The 21,598-nt window shown below is 42.5% G+C and carries 18 protein-coding genes; 9 read left to right on the forward strand and 9 right to left on the reverse strand.

Features of this window, described 5'->3' with window-relative positions; translation table 11 throughout:
• The first annotated feature begins 145 nt into the window (after nt 1-145).
• Nucleotides 146-1,018: a LysR family transcriptional regulator gene (locus ACT3QQ_RS02850; protein ID WP_444521900.1), complete on the forward strand. Its 873-nt coding sequence runs from the start codon at nt 146-148 to the stop codon at nt 1,016-1,018.
• A gap of 460 nt (nt 1,019-1,478) precedes the next feature.
• On the forward strand, nt 1,479-2,978 hold the full coding sequence (putP, locus tag ACT3QQ_RS02855) for a sodium/proline symporter PutP (protein WP_444526827.1): 1,500 nt from the start codon (nt 1,479-1,481) through the stop codon (nt 2,976-2,978).
• 483 nt (nt 2,979-3,461) lie between these two features.
• On the opposite strand, the gene ACT3QQ_RS02860 is transcribed toward putP, so the two are convergent.
• The 3 genes from ACT3QQ_RS02860 to ACT3QQ_RS02870 form a co-directional block, all read right to left on the reverse strand.
• Entirely contained in the window at nt 3,462-4,886 is a 1,425-nt protein-coding gene (locus tag ACT3QQ_RS02860; RefSeq protein ID WP_444526828.1) for an outer membrane protein transport protein, read from the reverse strand.
• Between the two features lie 378 nt (nt 4,887-5,264).
• On the reverse strand, nt 5,265-6,476 hold the full coding sequence (locus ACT3QQ_RS02865) for an OmpP1/FadL family transporter (RefSeq protein ID WP_444526829.1): 1,212 nt from the start codon (nt 6,474-6,476) through the stop codon (nt 5,265-5,267).
• Between the two features lie 217 nt (nt 6,477-6,693).
• Entirely contained in the window at nt 6,694-6,951 is a 258-nt protein-coding gene (locus ACT3QQ_RS02870) for a SlyX family protein (RefSeq protein ID WP_444526830.1), read from the reverse strand.
• 239 nt (nt 6,952-7,190) lie between these two features.
• Here ACT3QQ_RS02870 and ACT3QQ_RS02875 point away from each other — a divergent pair, with 239 nt between their 5' ends.
• The 6 genes from ACT3QQ_RS02875 to ACT3QQ_RS02900 all read left to right on the forward strand — a co-directional run bounded on the left by ACT3QQ_RS02875 (nt 7,191) and on the right by ACT3QQ_RS02900 (nt 13,562).
• Nucleotides 7,191-9,134 carry an ATP-binding cassette domain-containing protein gene (locus ACT3QQ_RS02875; RefSeq protein ID WP_444521896.1) on the forward strand — a complete coding sequence of 648 codons (1,944 nt, stop codon included), beginning with the start codon at nt 7,191-7,193 and terminating at the stop codon, nt 9,132-9,134.
• A 518-nt stretch (nt 9,135-9,652) separates the two neighbouring features.
• Nucleotides 9,653-10,237, forward strand: coding sequence for a ubiquinol-cytochrome c reductase iron-sulfur subunit (gene petA, locus ACT3QQ_RS02880; protein ID WP_444526831.1), 585 nt, complete (start codon nt 9,653-9,655; stop codon nt 10,235-10,237).
• Between the two features lie 22 nt (nt 10,238-10,259).
• Entirely contained in the window at nt 10,260-11,465 is a 1,206-nt protein-coding gene (locus ACT3QQ_RS02885; protein WP_444519839.1) for a cytochrome b, read from the forward strand.
• Entirely contained in the window at nt 11,465-12,181 is a 717-nt protein-coding gene (locus ACT3QQ_RS02890) for a cytochrome c1 (protein ID WP_444526832.1), read from the forward strand. Before ACT3QQ_RS02885 ends, ACT3QQ_RS02890 begins: the two co-directional genes overlap by 1 nt.
• Before the next feature lie 196 nt (nt 12,182-12,377).
• Nucleotides 12,378-12,992: a glutathione S-transferase N-terminal domain-containing protein gene (locus ACT3QQ_RS02895; protein WP_444526833.1), complete on the forward strand. Its 615-nt coding sequence runs from the start codon at nt 12,378-12,380 to the stop codon at nt 12,990-12,992.
• 132 nt (nt 12,993-13,124) lie between these two features.
• Complete coding sequence (locus ACT3QQ_RS02900) at nt 13,125-13,562, forward strand: ClpXP protease specificity-enhancing factor (protein WP_444519544.1); 438 nt, start codon at nt 13,125-13,127, stop codon at nt 13,560-13,562.
• A 149-nt stretch (nt 13,563-13,711) separates the two neighbouring features.
• On the opposite strand, the gene dcd is transcribed toward ACT3QQ_RS02900, so the two are convergent.
• From dcd to ACT3QQ_RS02930, 6 genes are all read right to left on the reverse strand, one after another.
• On the reverse strand, nt 13,712-14,287 hold the full coding sequence (dcd, locus tag ACT3QQ_RS02905; RefSeq protein WP_444526834.1) for a dCTP deaminase: 576 nt from the start codon (nt 14,285-14,287) through the stop codon (nt 13,712-13,714).
• Nucleotides 14,288-14,426: 139 nt separating this feature from the next.
• The gene (gene apbC, locus ACT3QQ_RS02910; RefSeq protein WP_444526835.1) at nt 14,427-15,650 is read right to left on the reverse strand and encodes an iron-sulfur cluster carrier protein ApbC; all 1,224 of its coding nucleotides are present in this window, start codon (nt 15,648-15,650) and stop codon (nt 14,427-14,429) included.
• A 196-nt stretch (nt 15,651-15,846) separates the two neighbouring features.
• Nucleotides 15,847-16,647: a 3-hydroxybutyrate dehydrogenase gene (locus ACT3QQ_RS02915; protein WP_444526836.1), complete on the reverse strand. Its 801-nt coding sequence runs from the start codon at nt 16,645-16,647 to the stop codon at nt 15,847-15,849.
• Nucleotides 16,648-16,789: 142 nt separating this feature from the next.
• On the reverse strand, nt 16,790-17,419 hold the full coding sequence (locus ACT3QQ_RS02920; protein ID WP_444526837.1) for a 3-oxoacid CoA-transferase subunit B: 630 nt from the start codon (nt 17,417-17,419) through the stop codon (nt 16,790-16,792).
• A 140-nt stretch (nt 17,420-17,559) separates the two neighbouring features.
• Nucleotides 17,560-18,273, reverse strand: a complete 714-nt coding sequence (locus ACT3QQ_RS02925; protein WP_444526838.1) for a CoA transferase subunit A — start codon at nt 18,271-18,273, stop codon at nt 17,560-17,562.
• 148 nt (nt 18,274-18,421) lie between these two features.
• Complete coding sequence (locus ACT3QQ_RS02930) at nt 18,422-19,762, reverse strand: short-chain fatty acid transporter (RefSeq protein WP_444521889.1); 1,341 nt, start codon at nt 19,760-19,762, stop codon at nt 18,422-18,424.
• 406 nt (nt 19,763-20,168) lie between these two features.
• On the opposite strand from ACT3QQ_RS02930, the gene ACT3QQ_RS02935 reads away from it, so the two are divergent.
• Nucleotides 20,169-21,584, forward strand: coding sequence for a GntP family permease (locus ACT3QQ_RS02935; RefSeq protein ID WP_444526839.1), 1,416 nt, complete (start codon nt 20,169-20,171; stop codon nt 21,582-21,584).
• The last annotated feature ends 14 nt before the right edge of the window (nt 21,585-21,598 follow it).

The raw sequence follows: 21,598 nt of genomic DNA on the forward strand, positions 1-21,598 counted from the left end.
GCCTCGATGTCTTGTGATTATAGCAGGCAAATCCTATAATAATAATTGATGATTTTTAACCAGACGCAAACTTTTATTTCTAATACGTTGTGATTAGATCAGCCAACTTTTATTTATAGCTCATAGAGTAGCTAAGGACATCCGTTTGAATACCACAAACTTGACGACATTCGTTACCGTTATGCACACTGGCAGTATCTCAGGCGCTGCAGAAAAGCTATTTATTACTCAGCCTGCTGTCAGTAAACGTATCAAAAACTTAGAAGACGAGTTTAACATTACCTTGTTTGATACGGTAGGACGAGGAATTGTACCAACCCAAGCGGCTAGTGAAATGCTACCTCATGCCAAACGCTGGCTAGAAGACTATGAGAATTTTAAAATTAACTTGCAGCACTCTCAACACATTGTCTCTGGTAAATTAGTCATTGGTACTAGTCATCATATTGGCCTACATCATTTGGCACCTGTCCTTAAACACTTTATTCAAACTTATCCAGCTGTTCAGCTAGAAGTGCATTTTGTTGATTCAGAAGCAGCACACAAAGCCGTGTTGGACGGTGATTTGTCATTGGCCTTTGTCACGCTACCACCTGTTTATGATAAGCGTTTGACCTATCATACGCTATGGTCAGATCCTCTTTATTTTATGACTGGCACTTTATCACCTTTAGCAACTAAGTCTAATGTCACCTTGGAGCAGTTGGCACGCTATCCTGCTATTTTGCCGTCCGCTAACACCTTTACCAGTCAAATTACCTTGGCTGAATTTGCCAAGCACAATCTGAAGCCTTATGCCACGATGAGTACCAATCCTCTTGAGTCTATTCGTATGCTCGTGTCTGTCGGTCTCGGTTGGTCAGTACTACCCCAAACGATGGTTAGCCAAGATTTAGAACGTATTGATATGGCAGACAATATTGAGTTACAGCGTTATCTAGGTGTGGTCATTAATCCGAAGCTCACACAGTCTAGTAGTGTCACAGCGCTGCTAGATTTACTGGCTCCTCTTGAGTAAGAACCACTTAATACAATTATATATAAATTGGACTTGTTCGCATTTGTATCCGTCATGCGTTATAATACGCGTGGCGTTGCTTTTATAACAAAACTTTACCAGAAGGACACTGATAGTCATATATTGAACACTTCTAGTAAGATATGATGGTTAGCAGTAGATTTAATGGTTTCGACTGATTGATTATACAAGTTGCTAATACTCATATATAAATAGCAGATGCGAGCAATAATAACAGATAAGCGGAACGCAAGTTCCCATTGTTCTCTATCTCTATATGAGTGCTAGCCATAGAACGACATCAGTCATATAAAACTACAGAAGTTATTGAAAAAAGCCATTATGTCTCAACTAATGGCTTTTTTTGTCTTTAGATATTGTTTTGAACGTCGCCTTATAGGACAAAACTTTAGAGTTAAAAAATAATTACCGCCAACCATGTTGGTTAAGGACAATTTATATGAACGGAGTTTCTAGTGGTGTGCTGATATCACTCGGCGCCTATTTCTTAGTGATGATTGGGATTGGTATTTACGCTTATTTTAAGCAAGCCAATGATACCGAAGGCTACATGTTAGGGGGTCGTAACTTAGGCCCAGCAGTAACAGCACTTTCTGCAGGTGCATCAGATATGTCAGGTTGGTTGCTACTTGGCTTACCTGGTTATATGTTTGCCGATGGTGTGGTCAGTATTTGGATTGCGCTTGGTTTAACATTAGGTGCATTATTAAACTATCTCATCGTAGCACCTCGCCTTCGTGTTTATACCGAAGTGGCTGACAACGCTATTACTCTACCCGATTATTTCGCAAACCGCTTTGAAGATAAGTCGCATATGCTACGCGTCATCTCAGCATTAGTCATCATTCTATTCTTTACCGTCTACACCGCTGCAAGTCTCGTCGGTGGTGGTAAACTCTTCGAAAGCTCGCTAAACCTATCTTATAGCACTGGCCTATGGGTTACTGCTGGTGTGGTTGTTGCTTATACGCTATTCGGTGGTTTCTTAGCGGTTTCAATGACAGATTTTGTGCAGGGCGTCATCATGCTGTTTGCCATGGTAATCGTACCTGTGGTTGCCTTTACTGATCTTGGTGGTATCTCAGCTACTTCAGAAGCCGTGAGAAACATTGATCCAAGCCTATTAAATGTAACTAGCGGTATGAGTCTCATTGGTATTGTATCGTTGATGGCATGGGGCTTAGGCTACTTTGGTCAACCGCATATTATCGTACGTTTTATGGCGATTCGCTCAGTAAGAGATGTACCGACTGCACGTAACATCGGTATGAGCTGGATGGTTGTGAGCCTTATTGGTTCACTAATGACTGGTTTTGCTGGTCGTGCTTACGTACAAAAAACAGCCATGACGTTAGACGATCCTGAAACTATCTTCCTAGTATTCACTCAGTTCTTATTCCATCCATTGGTTTCAGGCTTCCTATTAGCAGCTATTTTAGCGGCAATTATGAGTACTATCTCATCGCAGCTATTGGTTGTATCAAGCTCTCTAACCAAAGATGTCTATAAATTATTCTTTGATAAAGAAGCTCCAGAAGCTCGTCAAGTATTGGTAGGCCGTATTTCAGTTATCGTCGTTGCTATCGTTGCTATTATGCTAGCGTCTAATCCAGATAGCTCTGTATTGAACCTAGTATCTAACGCTTGGGCAGGATTTGGTGCTGCGTTTGGTCCGTTGGTTATCTTTAGTCTGACGTGGCGCGGTATGAACCGTAACGGTGCAGTAGCTGGTATGGTTATCGGTGCATTGACTGTTATCTTATGGATCTATGGTCCTTTCGAAGTCGACGGTATGGCGCTTAATAGCTGGTTGTATGCTATCGTTCCAGGCTTTATCTTAAGCACTATAGCTATCTTTGTGGTTAGTATTATGACTGGTGGCCCAAGACCTTCAGTTTCTGCTAAGTACAAAGAGATGGAACTAAACTTAAATAAATAAGTTAATGTAATGTCTTAAGCTCATTGTTATAAAAAAACCTCGTCATTATTGGCGAGGTTTTTTTGACTTCGCTTATCAATAACTTTCAACTACAAGCTAAGCAGTCGCGATAAGTGAAGCAGTGCGTTGAAGTATTATACAGGTACATGTTCTTGCTTGACTAATAATCTAGCTGTCACAGCGCTAGACGTATACCTTGCTAAAGCATTAGCAGCATTATGTTGTTGGTGACTCATTAAGACGACTATAGTGAAACTCATTGAGCAACTAAAAGTATCTTTTATAGATATAAAGCTAGCATCAATACATGGATAGTAGCTATGAAGCCAAACTCTATTGTTGTAACAGCATTCGTTTCTCCAACTGTCTGTGACCAACTAACCAGCTGTATTTAAAACCTTATATAACAATCACAATAGTACAGTCCACAAAAAAGCGACCTACAGTAGGCCGCTTTTTTTGATCAACAGTTATATCAGGAAACTATTTTCCTTGATAAGACAACTTCACACCAGCGATATAGCCATCGTTGTCCTCGAAGTCACCTACGATTTTATCGCTAGGCAATTGACCTTTTGCATCGCCGAACCATAGGTATTTACCACCGGCTGATACAGCCCAGTTTTCAGTGAAATTGTACTTGGCCCCAAGACCGACACTGTAATAGCCCTCAACAGGTCCGAGTGACGTTGTTGGATCACCAGCCCCACTATCCCAACCAACTGTACCACTAATAGCCAATGCTGGTGCCACACGTTTTGCTAAACCAAGCTCCACCATCCATTGGTCATCTTTATATTCCACCAAGTTCAGTCCATCAGGGCCATAGCTGATTTTACTAGTGTCATTATAAAGTGGCGGTGTAATAATAAAATCACTCCACGGTACCCAGCGTACTTTTGCTGTTGCTAAAGTTGTAGAGTTAATACCTGTTTGAAAATCAAAATTAATCGATTCAGGCGTCGTGATTTCATATTTGCTATTTCTATTTGCTGCTGCAGCGGCTTGTTCTGGAGTAGCACCTGCTGCTGTAGCTCTGATAGCTACCAACGGATAAGACTCAGATATTTGTATATCATGATCGATTTCAGAACGATAAGTCAGAGCCGCTTTTAATGCAATTTCAGGCTTACTATAAGCAATACCTGCTATATAACCATAGTCCATATCAGGATTACTGTTTGACGTGTAACCGCTAGCAGGTCCATAAGCTAAACCGCGTAACTTGGTTTCAGATTGGGTGCGCTGGGCGACTGGACCACCATAAACTTGGAAGTTTTTATTGGCACCAAACTTCATACCCAGAATCCCAGTTAAGCTTTGGCTACGCACTTCGACATTAGTATTTTCACCCGCGGTACTTGCTTCAGCTTGTGCTACTGCCACTGCTCCACGCAAGCCATCTAACTGAGCCTGCTGCTCTGGAGTCAAAACACCAGCTGTTTCTCCTGGAGCAAGTGCACCAATTCCAGCCTGTGCTGCTGCAAGGTTTGGCGCTGCACCATTGGTAATAGAAGCGATAGAGGCGTCAACATCTCCTTGTGATACGAAGTTACTTTGAGTATATTCAGCAGCTGCACCAAAAGGCTCATCATATAGTAGGCCAATACTAAAAGTATCGTTAATGTCTGCTTTTACGCCATAGCGGAAGAAATCATAAGACTCAGCAATATCACCTGTACTATCACCACGTACATAGTCATTTTGAGAGGGGTTAGTATTAGCACTATCATAACCGCTTACATCAGCATCAATATAAGTATAGACAGCTTCAGCATAGGTGCCATCTTGGAAGAAAGCAGTGACATCTTGGCCCGAACGATCAAGACCAGCAGCATTAGTCATGCTAGCGACAGAAAGAGTAGCGATTGCTACTGCAAGAGTTTTCAAGTGAAAGGTCGTGCGCATTGTATATCTCCAACGGTCCTTGTTGTATTACTACTTTGATAATCAATATACAGCATTGCTGTGCTTAACATTGAGTGTCTCAAAGTTGTGTCCTAAGTTGAATACTAATGCCTTTTTGACACTAAGACAACAATCAAAGTGCTTTATTTCCCAATTATGACTGAACAGTACAAATAAGATATAAACCAAATAATGTCGTTTACTTATAGTTTTAAATATGGTTTTTCTAAAAAGATATATATCTACAAGGTATTTTTAAGGTAAAACTGACTAATTATGATGGCAACCATAAAACCGTCTATAAAAAAAGCGACCCTTCTAAGGATCGCTTTTTTAACAGTAACATTTAGACATTTTGCTATATAACTAAGATATAGATTACTGAGCTTGATAAGAAACTTTTACACCAAGTACATATCCATCATTACTCTCGAAATCACTAACGATCGCCTTAGTCGGTATCTGGCCTTTGGCATCACCAAGCCACAAGTACTTACCACCAGCTGATATCGCCCAGTTTTCAGTAACATTATATTTAGCACCTAAGCCTGCGCTATAATAGCCTTCAGTAGGTCCAAGCGAGGTAACAGGGTTACCAGCACCACTATCCCAACCAACCGTACCGCTTACTGCCAGTGCTGGTGCTAATCGTTTGGCAAGACCTAACTCTACTTGCCATTGATCATCATCATAACTAACTAACGCTAGTCCGTCATCATCTCGAGTCGAAACCTTACTAACATCATTATATAGCGATGGAGTAATTGCAAAATCACTCCATGGAACCCAACGTACTTTGGCAGTAGCTAGTGTTGTAGGATTAATACCCGTCTGGAAATCGAAGTTTATTGATTCAGGAGTAGTAATTTCTATGCTTTCACCTCTAGTTGTTGTAAGACCCAATGCCGTTACAACTGGCTCTGGGATAAGACCAGAGCCAACAACAGGATAGGTTTCTGCTGATTGTGCATTATGCTCGATTTCTGAGCGGTAAGTTAATGCAGCTTTCAATGCGATTTCAGGCTTGCTGTATGAAAGACCAGCGATATAACCATATTCTTGATCAGCACTGATATGAGCAGTATAACCGTTAGCAGCACTATAAGCTGTACCGCGCAGCTTTACATCAGCTTTAACGCGCTGGGCTACTGGACCACCATATACTTGAAAGTTTTTATTTTCACCAAATTTAGCACCTAGGATACCTGTAATGCTTTCAGTACGTACTTCTACATTAGTACCTTCACCATTTGCATCTACAAAATTATTATCACCGCTATAATCAGCAGCAGCACCGAAAGGCTCATCATATAAGATACCAACACTAAATGTATCGTTGATATCTGTTTTTACACCATAACGGAAAAAGTCATAAGACTCTGCGATGTCATCAATTTTATTACCTGAGGTATCTTTACCAGTAACGTCAGCATCGATATAAGTGTAGACAGCTTCTGCATAGGTGCCGTCTTGTAGGAATGCGGTGATATCTTGGCCTGAGCGATCAAGGCCAGCAGCACTAGCGACGCTAGCAACAGAAAGAGTAGCAATAGCTATTGCAAGAGTTTTTAAATGAAAGGTATGGCGCATTTTATATCTCCAAACATCCGCATTGTTTTACTGTTCTACCTAGTTTTAACTGGTAATCAGTATCCGAGGTGGGAGATAGTAAAGATTTTTTAACACTAAAACAACTACAAAAACACATTATTTCTATGTTATGACCATCTAGTCATCAGACAGTGTCTATATATAAACACATATATAACTCTTGTTATCAGAGGCTTTTCTTCTTATTTCCCATTTATTAATAATGTGGTGGTCTGTCTGCCATGACGTCAAATGGTGCAATACCGTCTTCTGTATCCTGACCTTCGATCTGTTTATAAATCAGCTGTAGCTGACGTTGTAGCGTATGAATATCTTTGTCTTGTCGCGTAATTACGTCATCCAGACGTTCGACAGTTACTTCGAGATGCGCTAGGCTCATTTGCAGATCAATCACTTGTGCTTGAAGATTATCTTGCACTATAGAAGTATCGTCTTTGGCTGTAGATTGGCTCATATTTCTCTCTAAATATAGTAGGTATTAAATTGAAAGGACAGATTATTAGGGGGTTTGAAGAGTACTATAGAGTAGCAGTAAACCTACGATCATAGTCACTATATAGCAGCAGTTAGCAAAAGCAATAAATAGTACTGATAAAGCTATTTACTCGCACTACAGTGACGCGGTGGCATGTTATACTGCAGGCAATTTTGCAACAACCCCTACTTCACTATTATATAAGCTTAAGATACTCTATGGCACTGATTCATTTAAAAGACATCCACTTAGCCTTTGGCGTCGCGCCTGTTCTTGATGGTATTGATTTTTCTATCAATACAGGCGAGCGTGTATGCTTGATTGGCCGTAACGGCGAAGGTAAATCCACTTTATTTAAACTGATCAATGGCTCACTACAGCCTGACAGTGGTGAGATTATTACCAACAGTAGCATGCGTGTAGCAATGCTAGAACAAGACGTTCCTGAGACCAGTGGACGCATACTAGACATCGTTATGGGCGGCAGTCGTCGCACGGCTGATTTGCTCATTAACTATAATAAGCAAGTCGATTTGTGCGCTAATGGTGATATGGATGCCTGTGAGCATATGGCGACCCTACAGCATGATATTGATGCAGTACATGGCTGGGATTTAGAACGTGATGCCATGCGTCTGATTACCACCATGGGCCTTAATCCAGAAGATGACTTGTCATCACTATCTGGTGGTCGTAAACGCCGTGTACTACTTGCTCGTGCGCTTGTTACCAAGCCTGATGTGCTACTACTAGATGAGCCAACCAACCATTTGGATGTTGAAAGTATCGAATGGCTAGAACGCTTTTTGCTCGATTGGCAAGGTCTAACCTTGTTGTTTGTGACGCATGATAGAGCATTTGTGAATAAACTTTCGACTCGCATTATTGAGCTTGACCGTGGACAGTTGACCAGCTATGACGTGACACAAGGCGAAGGTGGCTACGCACGTTATCAAGAACTAAAAGAACTACAGTTGCAAGCTGAAGAAAAGAACAATGCTAACTTTGATAAAAAATTGGCACAAGAAGAAGTGTGGATTCGCCAAGGTATCAAAGCACGTCGTACCCGTAACGAAGGCCGTGTCCGTGAACTAAAAGCCTTACGTGAAGAGCGTAGTGAACGCCGTGAGCAAGTGGGCAATGTAAACATCACGATGGGTCAAGGCGAGAAGAGCGGTAAGCTTGTCTGCAAAGTCAAAAATTTACATCTTGAGTACGACGGCAACGTACTGGTAGATGATTTTACGACCACTATCATGCGTGGCGACAAGATTGGTATTGTCGGCCCTAATGGTGCTGGTAAAACCACGCTTATTAAAGCCCTACTCGACATGTCTGACGACGAAGTTACTAAGTCTGGTAGTGTCGAATTAGGTACTAATTTAAAAATCGCCTTTTTCGATCAATTACGTGATCAGTTAGATCTTGAAGCAAGCGTTGCACAAAACGTTTCAGAAGGTTCTGACTTCGTCGAAGTGGGTGGTCGCAAGACGCACATTATGAGCTACCTACAAGACTTTTTGTTTGCGCCAGAGCGTGCACGTACGCCAGTTAAAGCATTATCAGGTGGTGAACGCAACCGTGTGCTACTTGCTAAGCAACTATTGAAACCTGCTAACATTCTGGTACTCGATGAGCCAACTAACGATTTAGATATGGCGACGCTCGAGTTACTGGAAGAGTCGGTAGCCAGCTTTGGTGGTACGATTTTGTTGATCAGTCATGATCGCTCATTCATGGACAACGTCGTTACCTCTACGTGGGTGTTTGGCGAAGATGAAGATGGCAAAGGAGTGGTCAGTGAGTATGTAGGTGGTTATCAAGAGTACCTCGTACAAAAGAACCGTGAAGAAACCGCTCGTGCTGCCAAATCAACTGCTAACAATGCAACCAATAGCAAAGCGGCTAACAAGTCTGGCACAGCTACGAAACCAAATAAGACAGCCAAAAAACTAAATTATAATGATCAGCGCGAACTGGACAACCTGCCGAAAGAAATCGCCGCGCTCGAAGCTGAACAAGCTCAACTACAAGAAAAGCTCGCTGATGGCTCTTGGTTCAATACTGAATTTGACGCTGCAACAGCTGCTAGTGAACGTCTATTAACTATAGAAGATGAGATGATGCATAAGCTTGAACGTTGGAGCGAGCTTGAGGGCTAATATGGATAACACTCAGCTGCGTTTATCGGAATGTCGTATATATGCTTTGTATTGCGAATCTCAATAAGCAAGTCTCTTCTATTTTAAAAACATCGTTAGTTATCGTGAAGATGTCACCACTTTATTATATAGAGTGGTGATATTCGTTTTACAGCAACTTACAAAGTAGTTAGATGGTGAAAGTTAGTGAACATTACCTTAATTTCAAGTATCATTCGCTATTGCTGAAAACCCTTATTATTTATAAGGTCATTACATCATAATCCTTATTAAAGCAAAGTTAGCGTTAAACGTTGATAATCCAACTGTTTTGGTTTAATTGTCACATTCAACCTTCTAATATGTCCTATTAAGGTTGCTTGATTTTTAACGCAATAATTTATTTTATCACCGAAATAGCTTAGAATAGTAACAATTAGCAAAATTAGGCACAGCTAAAGTGGCTTGATATTGTATATTTTCTAAGCCACAAACCCAGTGTGGGATAATCCCATTTCATTCACCTGGAGGAAGTATTAATGAGCCAAGCCGAAGGCGTTAATGTACAACGCCGTAGAGTTCTTATTGCCTCAACTGCCGCGATTGGTGCAGCTGGGGTAGCTGCCGTGGCGACACCTTTTGTCCGTTCTTGGTATCCAAGCGCTAAAGCTGAGGCTGCAGGGGCTGCAGTGACCCAAGACATTGGTTCTATCGAAGATGGACAGATGATTGTTGTCAAATACCGTGGTAAACCTATCTACGTAGTTAAGCGCACCGAAGACATGGTTGCAGGACTAGAGTCAGTCAAACCTCTATTATCTGATCCTGCATCTGACGCCTCTCTACAACCTGAATACTGCAAAAATCCTACTCGCTCTTTAGATCCAACCGTATTGGTTGTCGAAGGCGTTTGCACACATTTGGGCTGTGCACCAAACTATCGTCCTGATGTGGGCGCGGTAGATTTAGGTGGTAATGATTGGTACGGCGGATTTTTCTGTCCGTGTCATGGGTCAAAATATGACTTAGCAGGTCGCGTATATAGTGGCGTCCCTGCACCACTTAATTTACCCGTTCCAGAATATGGTATGGATGGTACCATCTTGACGGTTGGGGAGGCTTAATATGAGTATGGGTAAAAAGTTAATGCATTGGGTGGACGCGCGTTTTCCAGCGACTGAAACCTATGAATACCATATGTCAAAGTACTACGCACCAAAGAACTTTAACTTTTGGTACTTCTTTGGCGTGCTATCAATGATTGTATTGGTCAACCAATTGGTGACTGGTATATGGCTGACGATGATGTACAACCCAAGTGCCGAAGGGGCATTTGCGTCTGTTGAATATATCATGCGTGACGTAAAAGGTGGTTGGCTCATCCGCTATATGCACTCAACTGGCGCGTCTGCGTTTTTCGTTGTTGTATACCTGCATATGTTTAGAGCCTTGCTATACGGTTCATACCAAAAACCTCGTGAGCTTATTTGGCTTATCGGTATGGGTATCTACCTAGCATTAATGGCAGAAGGTTTCTTTGGTTACCTACTACCTTGGGGCAACATGTCATTCTGGGGTGCTCAGGTTATTTTGAACCTTCCTGCGGCGCTACCTGTGATTGGTGACGGTCTTGCTGAATGGGTACGTGGTGATTATATCATCTCAGGTATCACGCTTAACCGCTTCTTTGCGCTACACGTTGTTGCTATTCCATTAGTACTGGTAGGCTTAGTCTTTATGCATATTGTGGCGTTGCATCATGTGGGTTCAAACAACCCTGATGGTATCGACATCAAGAAGCTAAAAGATAAAAACGGCATACCGTTAGATGGTATTGAGTTCCACCCATACTACACTGTGCATGACATGGTTGGTATTGTCGTGTTCTTTATCTGTTTCTTTGCAGTGGTATTCTTCTTCCCAGAAGGCGGCGGCTTCTTCCTTGAGCCACCAAACTTTGAGACAGCGAACTCGCTGAAAACACCAGAGCATATTGCACCAGTATGGTACTACACGCCTTTCTACGCTATCTTACGTGCTGTTCCTGATAAGCTCGGTGGTGTTATCGCAATGGGTGCTGCAATTGCTGTATTGTTCTTGATTCCGTGGCTTGATAGATCACCTGTACGCTCTATGCGTTACAAAGGCATCTTATCTAAAATAGCGCTTACTGTATTTGCTATTAGCTTTGTAATACTAGGCTACTTAGGTGCGACGCCTGCTACACCAACGGCAACTATCATGGCTCGTGTATTTACGATTCTATATTTCTTATTCTTCTTATTGATGCCGTTCTACACTGCCATTGAGAAGTGTAAACAGCCACCAGAACGCGTTACCGGAGGTCACTAATGAACACGCTAATTAAATCCCTAGCGGGACTAGGCTTCGGCGCGGCATTGATCTTAACTGCTGGTAGCGCAATGGCAGCTGGCGGTGGTGGATGTGGTACATTCGTCAACGCTGAAGGTGTGGAAGAACACTTGGCTTGTAGTACAGCCCCAATTGATTTTACCAACAAGGGCTCACTACAAAACGGTGCTAAAATCTTTATGAACTACTGTGCTGGGTGTCACTCAGCAGAGTATGTTCGACACTCTCGTATTGCTCAAGATTTAGAGATACCGCCTGAATTGGTTGAAAAGTATCTGATGGTCACTACCGATCAAATCGGTGACCATATCGATGCTGAAATCGATCCTGATGTACAAGCATCTTGGTTTGGTGCAGCGCCTCCTGATCTATCACTTGAGACGCGACTGCGTGGCGATGATTGGGTATACACATACCTACTATCGTTCTATGAAGATCCAAGCCGCCCTTGGGGTGCAAACAACTTAGTACTAGCAAACGCTGCTATGCCTCATGTCTTGCACAATATGCAAGAAGAGTTAAGCCAAGAAGAGTTTGAGAGCGAAGTTGGTGACTTAGTTAACTTTATGGCGTGGATGGGCGAGCCTGCTCGTCATGACCGTCAAGTGATTGGTTTCTTTGTGATTCTATTCTTATTAGTACTGCTCATCCCAGTTTACTTATTAAATAAAGAATTCTGGAAAGATGTCAAATAAGTCATAGTTAGTAGACAATTCTGAGAAATAAAAAAGGCACTACTTCGGTAGTGCTTTTTTATGCCTTCATATTAGGCTGTAAATCCTAGATAAGCCGGAAAATAAGTCGCTCAGCGCTAATGTTTACGTACTCTACCTTGATAAACCTTGCAAGTTTGTTTACGATGACAGCCTTTACTATTAACATTAGGCTTTCATGATTGATGCGAATGACATTCCAAGTAGTCAACTGATTTTGTATGCTGATGACGGCTACGACAGTCATGTGGTACGCCTATTACTTGAAGAAAAAAAGCTCGCTTACTATTTGTCTCGTCTGCATTCTGAGCGCCCTGAAGATTTGACTGAGCTAAACCCCTATCATACCTTGCCTGTATTGCAGCAGCGTGAGATTGCACTTTATGAGATTAATGTCATTTTCGAGTATCTTGAAGAGCGTTATCATACCAATAAATTGCTACCTGAGACACCGCAAGAACGTGCACAGTTTCGCCAATTGGCTTGGCGCATTCAGCGCGATTGGTTAGTACTCGGTAAGCATCTGCTGACACATCCAGACAGTTTTAATAAAGCCCAAGCTGCCGTTGCCAAAAAACAGCTTAGTGATTCGTTAATTACTCTATCACCCCTGTTCGCTCATAAACCTTATTTTATGGCTGATGAATTTGGTTGGTGCGACGTACTATTATCCCCACTATTATGGCGATTAGATGAGATGGGAATTGAGTTGCCACGTGCAATTAGCCGTCCATTGTTTGAATACCAAACCAGAGTATTTGAGCGCAGTAGTTTCCAAAAAAGCATACGCTAATTAGACAAGTAACAAAAGCTGTCCTAAAATAAAGTATGAATAAGACCGACGTTAATTAGTCTTTGTTATTTAATAAACTGCTAAACGAGATATTTTTCATTATTAAAAACTATTAGTATAGGAAGTCATTAGATGAGCGAAACCACCTCTATTACACCTACCCGTCCTTATATGGTACGCGCACTATATCAATGGATAGAAGACAACGCTCTGACACCGTATTTAATGGTCGATGCTACTGCTGACAATGTGCAAATCCCAACCGAGCATGTGCAAGATGGTCGTATCGTATTAAATATCGCCAGTCGTGCTACTGGTAACATGAGTATGGAAAATGATTACATTCACTTTAGCGCTCGCTTTGGCGGTGTATCACAGGAAATCTGGGTACCGCTTACTGCAGTGATGGGTATCTACGCCAAAGAAAACTCACAAGGGATGTTCTTTGATCCAAAAGAATATGACAATTACCAGCCGGAAGACGATTCAACGCCAATGTCTAAAAATCCCCCTGTCAAAACGCCTAAACCAAAGCGCGATAATAAAGCAGGTTTGAAGGTCTTAAAATAAAAAGCCTTGAAACAAACAGAACCTTAAACCAGTTCTATTTAACACAATAAAAAAGCCAGTCATATTAAATATGACTGGCTTTCTTGTTACCTATTCAAAGGCTTATCAGTTTTATATACTTGATGATACTTCAAACTGGTATCTACTGATTATGTTCTTGGCAATGTCACACCACGTTGACCTTGGTATTTACCACCACGGTCTTTGTAGCTGGTTTCGCAAACATCGTCAGCATCACTTTGGAAAAACAGCATTTGCGCCACGCCTTCTCCAGCATAGATACGTGCTGGTAGATTGGTCGTATTACTAAACTCCAAAGTGACGTGACCTTCCCATTCTGGCTCAAGCGGTGTGACGTTAACGATAATACCGCAACGCGCGTAAGTCGATTTACCTAGACAAACGGTTAATACATCACGTGGAATACGGAAATACTCCATGGTACGAGCCAACGCAAACGAGTTTGGTGGAATGATACATTCATCACCCACGATGTCAATGAAGCTTTTTTCATCGAAGTTTTTAGGATCAACGACAACTGAATGTACGTTGGTAAAAACTTTAAACTCAGGCGCACAGCGTACGTCATAACCATAACTTGAGGTGCCGTAGCTAACCAAACGCTCGCCTGCGTCATTGAAGCGCACTTGGCCCGGCTCGTATGGTTCAATCATGCCGTGTTCTTCGGCCATTTTACGAATCCAGCGGTCAGACTTAATAGACATTGTATTGTTGTTCCTTAGCAAATATTTAATAGCGACGATTATACGGAATTGACAGCTAGATTTATAGCGTGATGGCTGTTTTATCCTACATTGGTTTTAGACTGGCTAAGCAGCCAACACCCTACCTCATTATTATCTACTAGAAAATCCGCTTATCATCGACAGGCTTTGCGAATTTATTGATATTGGTTTCGATATTTTTGGCAATGTCTAGATAATATTGTGCAAAACCATCATCAGCCAAGACGCTTGGCACACCTTTATCAACTTGTGCACGAATATCACTGGCAAGCGGTAGCTGACCCAATAGTGGTACATGATATTGCTCAGCGATAAACTCACCACCACCCGTACCAAAGATCGCTTCAGTATGATTGCAGTTACTACAAGTATGTAGTGCCATGTTTTCAACCACACCCAATACTGGAATGTTTGTCTTATTAAACATCTCAACGCCTTTTTGCGCATCGAGTAGTGCAACATGCTGCGGTGTCGTGACAATGACAGCACCCGTGACTGGAATACGCTGCGCCAATGTCAGCTGTATATCACCCGTACCTGGTGGCATATCAATCACTAAGTAATCTAGCTGCGGCCAGTTAGTTTGATTATACAGCTGCATCAATGCACCCGTTGCTTTTGGTCCGCGCCATGCAACCGGTGTATTATCACAATCCAGTAAACTACCAATAGACAGCATCGCCATACCATGTGCATCGACTGGCACAAACTGCTCGTTTTCTAACTGCGGCTTTACATCAGCGACACCTAGCATCGTTGGCATACTAGGACCATAGATATCCGCATCCAACACACCAACGCGGTTGCCAAGCTTCTGTAAGGCTAAGGCGATATTGACCGTGGTGGTTGATTTGCCAACACCGCCCTTACCTGATGCCACGACAATAATATGACGGATACGAGGATGTGCAGCCAATGAAGCTTGAGTAGGTGCAGCTTTCGTAATCGGTGGCTCAGCGTCAGTACTACTGGCATTGTTATTGGCGCCAGATATAGGCTGAGACTCCATCGCATTGGTGGTCTTTGGCATCTGCTTTGGTAAGTTTGAGCCTGAGCCTTTTTCTGGTGCAGGCAGACGCACATTCATATGAATCGTGGTAATGCCATGCGGATGTAGTAACTGTCCAAGCTCTTGCTGGATCACTTCAGGCTTGCTATCTTTTGGCAAACGCAAGTCTAACGTAAGTGTTGCACCTTCACGTTCAAGTCCTGTGACCATCGTGGCTATACTGACAGTACCTATTTCATATCCAAGTAGGACTTTGTCAACGGCACTATCACGCTCTGCCTGCTGCTGGGGCGTTTCAGTTTTTGTGGTTTTTTTCTTCATAAAGTTAAACATAGCTACTATTACGGCCTATACAAGTGGGTAGGTCTGGTAAATCACTCAAACTGTATCAATGTGTATCTCGCAATCGATAGTATGAATGAGTATGTTAGCCAAACCTTCTATCGTAACAGTGTAGCTGAATTGGACGCATAAAAAAACCACAACGCCAGTAGGTCTGACGTTGTGGTTTGTGCAAGTTGTACATATATTAATTCATAAACCAGCCATGACTGGCAACGATAGATTGACCAGTAAATACATTGGTCGGAAAGGCCGCTAAAAATAGTGCCAATTGTGCAATGTCTTCCACTGTCGTAAACTCTTTATCGACCGTATTCACCAACATAATGTCGTTGACCACGGACTCTTCACTGATGCCTTTTTCAGCCGCCTGTTCTGGGATTTGTTTTTCAACCAACGGCGTTTTGACAAACCCTGGACAAATCACATGCGAACGTACCTTATGTTCTGCACCTTCTTTGGCTAATACACGACACAAACCTAGCAGACCGTGCTTGGCAGTCACATAAGGGGATTTGTATAATGAAGCCTCATGCGAGTGAGCAGAGCCCATATAAATGACTGTGCCGCCCTTATCGTCTTTATACATATGCTTAATCGCTGCTTTGGTAGTCAAAAAAGCACCATCCAAGTGGATGTTAAGCATTTTTTTCCAATCGCTAAACGCCATTTTATCGATAGGATCAATGATCTGAATGCCAGCATTAGATACCAAAATATCGATACTACCAAAGGTATCGACTAGCTGTTGTACACCATCATTTACCGCATCTTCTGAGGTAACATCCATAGCAATCGCTAAAGCACGTCCACCAGCAGCTTCAATAGCATCGACAGTTTTTTGTGCTGCTTCGAGGTCAATATCAGCAATACCAACTGCTGCGCCTGCTTTTGCATACGTTTCAGCGATGTCACGTCCGATACCGCTTGCAGAGCCAGTAACCAACGCTACTTTGCCTGTTAAGTCTTGTTCTAATTGAGTCGCCATACATATTCCTTATCATAGTCTAAAATATTATTGGTTTTTATAAAAATTGAACTGAACAAATACGCCACTATAATCATAGTGGCGTATTTGTTTGCGAGATAGATCATACTAATCTTAAGACTCTCACTTTACTGTACAAAGTTTACTGAATAATACTTACTGGCGTTTTTTCTTGTAACTCGTCAAAGCTAATACCATCTGCTAATTCAACCAGCTTCAGACCGTCATCAGTCACGTCTAATACGGCAAGCTCAGTGATAATACGATCGACCACACCTTTACCCGTCAGCGGTAATTCACAGCTGGCCAGAATTTTTGGGTCACCGTGTTTGTTGACCTGCTCCATCAATACAATCACACGCTGCACACCTGCGACCAAATCCATCGCACCGCCCATGCCTTTAACCATTTTTTTAGGAATCATCCAGTTGGCCAAATCGCCTTTTTCTGAGACTTCCATTGCGCCCAATATGGCCAAATTGACATGACCACCGCGAATCATCGAAAAAGACTCTGAACTACTAAAATAACTGGCTCCTGCTTCTGCAGTTACCGTTTGCTTGCCTGCATTGATCAAGTCTGCATCGACGTTTTCTGTTGTAGGGAACTCACCAATACCTAGCAAGCCATTCTCTGATTGTAACCATACGTCTACGCCTTCAGGAATGTAGTTGGCGACCAACGTTGGGAGACCGATGCCTAGGTTCACATAGTAGCCATCTTGTAGCTCTTTTGCAGCGCGTTGCGCCATTTGCTCTCTTGTCCATGCCATGCTGATTTCCTTATTTTTTGCGATATTCTATTTTATTCATCTAGACAGCCAGTTATCTAATCAATTAGCTGTCTAAACTACTATCAATCTAAAATTAACGATTAATTCCACGTACAGTTAAGCTTCGACTACGTTTTTATTTACGCGCCTTCTACCGCTTTAGTCGTGGTTTTTTCGATACGTTTTTCAGGGCTAGCATTCAGTACGATACGCTGAACAAAGATACCTGGTAGATGCACTTCATCTGGATCGAACGTACCCGTCTCAACGATTTCTTCTACTTCAACAATAGTGGTTTTTCCTGCCATCGCGCAGTCTGGGTTAAAGTTACGAGCGGTTTTGTTGAACATTAAGTTACCCGCCTTGTCGGCCTTTTGCGCCTTGATTAGGGCGACATCCGCACGCAATGAATGCTCTAGCACATAAGTACGACCATCAAAATCACGAGTCTCTTTGCCTTCAGCGACCAACGTACCTACGCCTGTTGCAGTATAAAACGCAGGAATACCAGCACCGCCTGAGCGCAGCTTTTCAGCCAATGTCCCTTGAGGCGTCAACTCAACTTCTAACTCGCCTGCCAAGTACTGACGCTCAAACTCTTTATTTTCACCCACATAGGACGAAATCATTTTTTTGATTTGGCGAGTTTGCAATAATAGCCCTAGACCAAAGTCGTCAACACCAGCGTTGTTACTGATACAAGTCAACGCTTTGACTTTACTATCGCGCAGCGCTTCGATTAATGCTTCTGGAATACCGCATAGACCGAAGCCACCGATCGCGAGTGTTTGCCCGTCACTGACGACACCTTTTAGCGCTTCTTCGGCGCTGTTATATACTTTTGATTGACTCATGCTTATCTCCTATGACTATATTTATGTTTTTAATCCGTGCACAACCTAATGCTGAATTAAGTGTCTCAATTGTCCGTTTGATTGTTGATTGTTGATTGTTATAAAAATTAAAAGCGCAAATAAACCACGCTTATCCTTCTATTGAACCCTATACCACTAGCCAAAACATACCCATGATAATGGCGCCAGATACTGCCAGTACTATTAGGCAATAACCCATAATCGCACGCGCATCCAAACCTGCAATACCCAACAATGGCAGAGCCCAGAATGGCTGAATCATGTTGGTCCATGCATCGCCCCACGCAATTGCCATCGCAGTAATGGCTGGACTAACACCCAACTCAATGCCAGCAGGAATCATAACAGGACCCTGTACGGCAAACTGTCCACCGCCGGACGGTACAAAGACATTAACTAAGCCAGCACTTAAAAATGCAAAAATTGGGAAGCTGTCTGCAGAGGCAGAGTTAACGAAAAACTCGGTCACTTGCGTACTGATAGAGACACCATCCACATTTGCACCCGTCATAATACCCATGATGCCACCGTAGAACGGAAACAATAGCACGATACCTGTGATGCCACCAATTCCTGAATGTACAGCACGATAATAACGCTCTAACGTACCATGTGACAGCAAACCTATGAATAAGAACAGCCCAATGACGATATTTAGTCCCAGATTAAAACCGTTGCTACCAAACTCACTGATATAGTACATCAGCGCCAAGGCCAATAAGATGACAGCGATAATACGACTATCATCTAATTTTTGTGCAGGCGTATCTCTTTGGGGTGCGATATACACTTCTTTTTTGATCAATTTAGGATCAATAACGGTAGGATTCTTTGGATGCATAAAGCGATTTACGAGTGGCAGAATAACTATGAGTAAACCTACTAGCAGCATGTTGTATCCTGCAAATACCGTCTGCGATAAAGGTACCGCTTCCGTCATGGTGTTACCTGACAACGTCATTAACGTATCACCACCAGAGCTGAGCGTTAGTGGTATCGAACCTGAGAAGCCACCATGCCAAATCACAAAGCCTGAATACGCAGCAGCGACGAGTAAAGGATAATCGACATTGGCTACTTTCCTTGCCAGTGCTTTTGCAAAGATTGCTCCGATGATTAAACCAAAGCCCCAGTTTATCCATGAACCAACCAGCCCAACTAAGGTTGAGACCATAATAGCGGTCGTCGGAGAATGCACTCTACTGGCAAGACTATCTAGTAAACGTTGAATGAATGGTGCACTAGCGAATGCGTAGCCAGTAACTAGGACCAATGCCATTTGCATGGCGAAGCTATGCAGTGACCACAGACCGTTGCCCCAATGCCCCGCCATCGCAATCATGTCCTGGCCCGTAGTAGCCAGTCCTACAGCAAATGCGATAAGGGTCAAAACAATCGAAAATACGAATGGGGATGGTAGGTAGCGATTGACTAACTGCACGCTCATATTAGTGATGGCACTAAACATATTCACGTTCCTTGTAAATTTGATGTTTGGTTTTAAGAGTTATTATTAGAAATTTTTTATACAATTATCAGGCTTGATAGCGATGATGAGTACTACGTCTAGTAAATGGCAAAATTATATTTTATATTATTATCCATAACAATACATTTTATCTCGCTATATCATGCGCGAGATACTTGTGCTAACTTAACATATTATTTCCATAGCGACTAGAAAATAACTACCAGCGCTTGTGAGTCAAAGCTTTGCAGGATATAGATCGGTGAAATATTAATGATTAGCAGCGTATTAGTCTAGATTTATGTTTGATAAAATGGACGAAATAAGCTTATTTTGATTAATTTTATTGACCCATACCAATAAGCACGGCATACTCGCTGCCTGATTTTTGCCAAGGAGGGCCATTATGTTTAGCACGCTTGCTATTGTTATTACTTTATTATTACTCATGTTCTTTGCTTATCGTGGCTATTCTGTGCTGATCTTAGCACCGATTATGGCAACGTTAGCAGTCTTGCTATCAGGTGACTTTTTAAGCACCATTCCCGCTTATACCGATGTATTTATGGGTGCACTAAGCGGATTCTTACTCAAATTCTTTCCGATATTTTTGCTAGGTGCACTATTTGGACGCTTAATGGCAGACTCTGGCGCTGCAACCGCTATTGCCAATACTGTCGTCGAAAAGCTCGGTGCCAGCAAAGCTATCCTTGCTGTGATTTTGGTCTGTGCTATTTTGACCTATGGTGGCGTATCATTGTTCGTTGTGGCTTTTGCTATCTATCCAATCGCCAAGGATTTGTTTAAAGCCGCCGATATTCCAAAACGTTTGATTCCAGCGGCGATTGCCCTAGGGTCATTTACCTTCACAATGACTGCCCTACCAGGCACGCCAGCTATTCAGAATGCCATTCCAATCCCCTATTACAACACCAATGTATTTGCCGCTCCTATTTTGGGTATTATCGGTGGTACGGTTATGTTTATTGGCGGTTGGATGTGGTTACAGTCACGTGCTAGAAAAGCCAATGCAGCGGGCGAAGGTTATGGTCAGCACGATGATGAAGATGTGGGCGGCATCGACGCAAACGCAAAAGAAGCTGAGGTATTAAACACTCATCAGACGTCGTTTACCATTGCTATGATTCCTTTAGTATTGGTCATCGGTCTAAACGCTATATTGACATATATTATTTTTCCATCGATGGACTTTGGTAGTTTACAGACACAATTTCCTGAATTGAATATCGCAGGCTCACTCGGATTATGGTCAATCATCATCTCATTGGTCGTGGCTTGTGTGGTGTTAATTCTGCTCCGTATCGGACATTGGAGTAATCTACAAAAAACCATCAACCGTGGTACTTATGACTCTATGTTGCCGATTTTTAATACCGCATCAGAAGTTGGTTACGGTGCCGTTATCGCGTCATTAGCTGGTTTTTTGCTCATTCGTGACAGTATCCTGAACCTAAACCCTGACAACCCTCTGATATCAGAAGCAGTCGCGATGACTACACTGGCTGGTATCACAGGTTCATCATCTGGTGGTTTGAGTATTGCGCTATCGACATTGGGCGAAGACTATTTAAGAATGGCGGTCAATGCTGGTATCGACCCTGAGCTTATGCACCGCGTAGCCGTCATGGCAGCAGGTGGTCTTGATACGCTTCCGCACAGTGGCGCTGTCATCACCTTGCTAGCCATTTGTGGTCTGACCCACAAACAGTCTTATTTAAACTTGGCGATGGTTACAATGGTCATTCCATTGGTCGCTGTGGTTACTGTTATTATCTTAGGTACGATGTTTGGTTCATTCTAAAGTAGCTTGGTTAG

It is taken from the genome of Psychrobacter sp. AOP7-A1-24, from assembly GCF_052376235.1.
Lineage (GTDB): Bacteria > Pseudomonadota > Gammaproteobacteria > Pseudomonadales > Moraxellaceae > Psychrobacter.

Bases quoted from the DNA above. Each gene is read 5' to 3' on its own strand.
- ACT3QQ_RS02915 (WP_444526836.1), bottom strand. From the start codon at position 16,647: ATGGCGACTCAATTAGAACAAGACTTAACAGGCAAAGTAGCGTTGGTT.
- apbC (WP_444526835.1), bottom strand. From the start codon at position 15,650: ATGTTTAACTTTATGAAGAAAAAAACCACAAAAACTGAAACGCCCCAG.
- ACT3QQ_RS02865 (WP_444526829.1), bottom strand. From the start codon at position 6,476: ATGCGCCATACCTTTCATTTAAAAACTCTTGCAATAGCTATTGCTACT.
- ACT3QQ_RS02925 (WP_444526838.1), bottom strand. From the start codon at position 18,273: ATGAGTCAATCAAAAGTATATAACAGCGCCGAAGAAGCGCTAAAAGGT.
- petA (WP_444526831.1), top strand. From the start codon at position 9,653: ATGAGCCAAGCCGAAGGCGTTAATGTACAACGCCGTAGAGTTCTTATT.
- ACT3QQ_RS02885 (WP_444519839.1), top strand. From the start codon at position 10,260: ATGCATTGGGTGGACGCGCGTTTTCCAGCGACTGAAACCTATGAATAC.
- ACT3QQ_RS02860 (WP_444526828.1), bottom strand. From the start codon at position 4,886: ATGCGCACGACCTTTCACTTGAAAACTCTTGCAGTAGCAATCGCTACT.
- dcd (WP_444526834.1), bottom strand. From the start codon at position 14,287: ATGTCTATTAAGTCTGACCGCTGGATTCGTAAAATGGCCGAAGAACAC.
- ACT3QQ_RS02895 (WP_444526833.1), top strand. From the start codon at position 12,378: ATGATTGATGCGAATGACATTCCAAGTAGTCAACTGATTTTGTATGCT.
- ACT3QQ_RS02875 (WP_444521896.1), top strand. From the start codon at position 7,191: ATGGCACTGATTCATTTAAAAGACATCCACTTAGCCTTTGGCGTCGCG.
- ACT3QQ_RS02935 (WP_444526839.1), top strand. From the start codon at position 20,169: ATGTTTAGCACGCTTGCTATTGTTATTACTTTATTATTACTCATGTTC.
- ACT3QQ_RS02930 (WP_444521889.1), bottom strand. From the start codon at position 19,762: ATGTTTAGTGCCATCACTAATATGAGCGTGCAGTTAGTCAATCGCTAC.
- ACT3QQ_RS02900 (WP_444519544.1), top strand. From the start codon at position 13,125: ATGAGCGAAACCACCTCTATTACACCTACCCGTCCTTATATGGTACGC.
- ACT3QQ_RS02870 (WP_444526830.1), bottom strand. From the start codon at position 6,951: ATGAGCCAATCTACAGCCAAAGACGATACTTCTATAGTGCAAGATAAT.
- ACT3QQ_RS02890 (WP_444526832.1), top strand. From the start codon at position 11,465: ATGAACACGCTAATTAAATCCCTAGCGGGACTAGGCTTCGGCGCGGCA.
- ACT3QQ_RS02920 (WP_444526837.1), bottom strand. From the start codon at position 17,419: ATGGCATGGACAAGAGAGCAAATGGCGCAACGCGCTGCAAAAGAGCTA.
- putP (WP_444526827.1), top strand. From the start codon at position 1,479: ATGAACGGAGTTTCTAGTGGTGTGCTGATATCACTCGGCGCCTATTTC.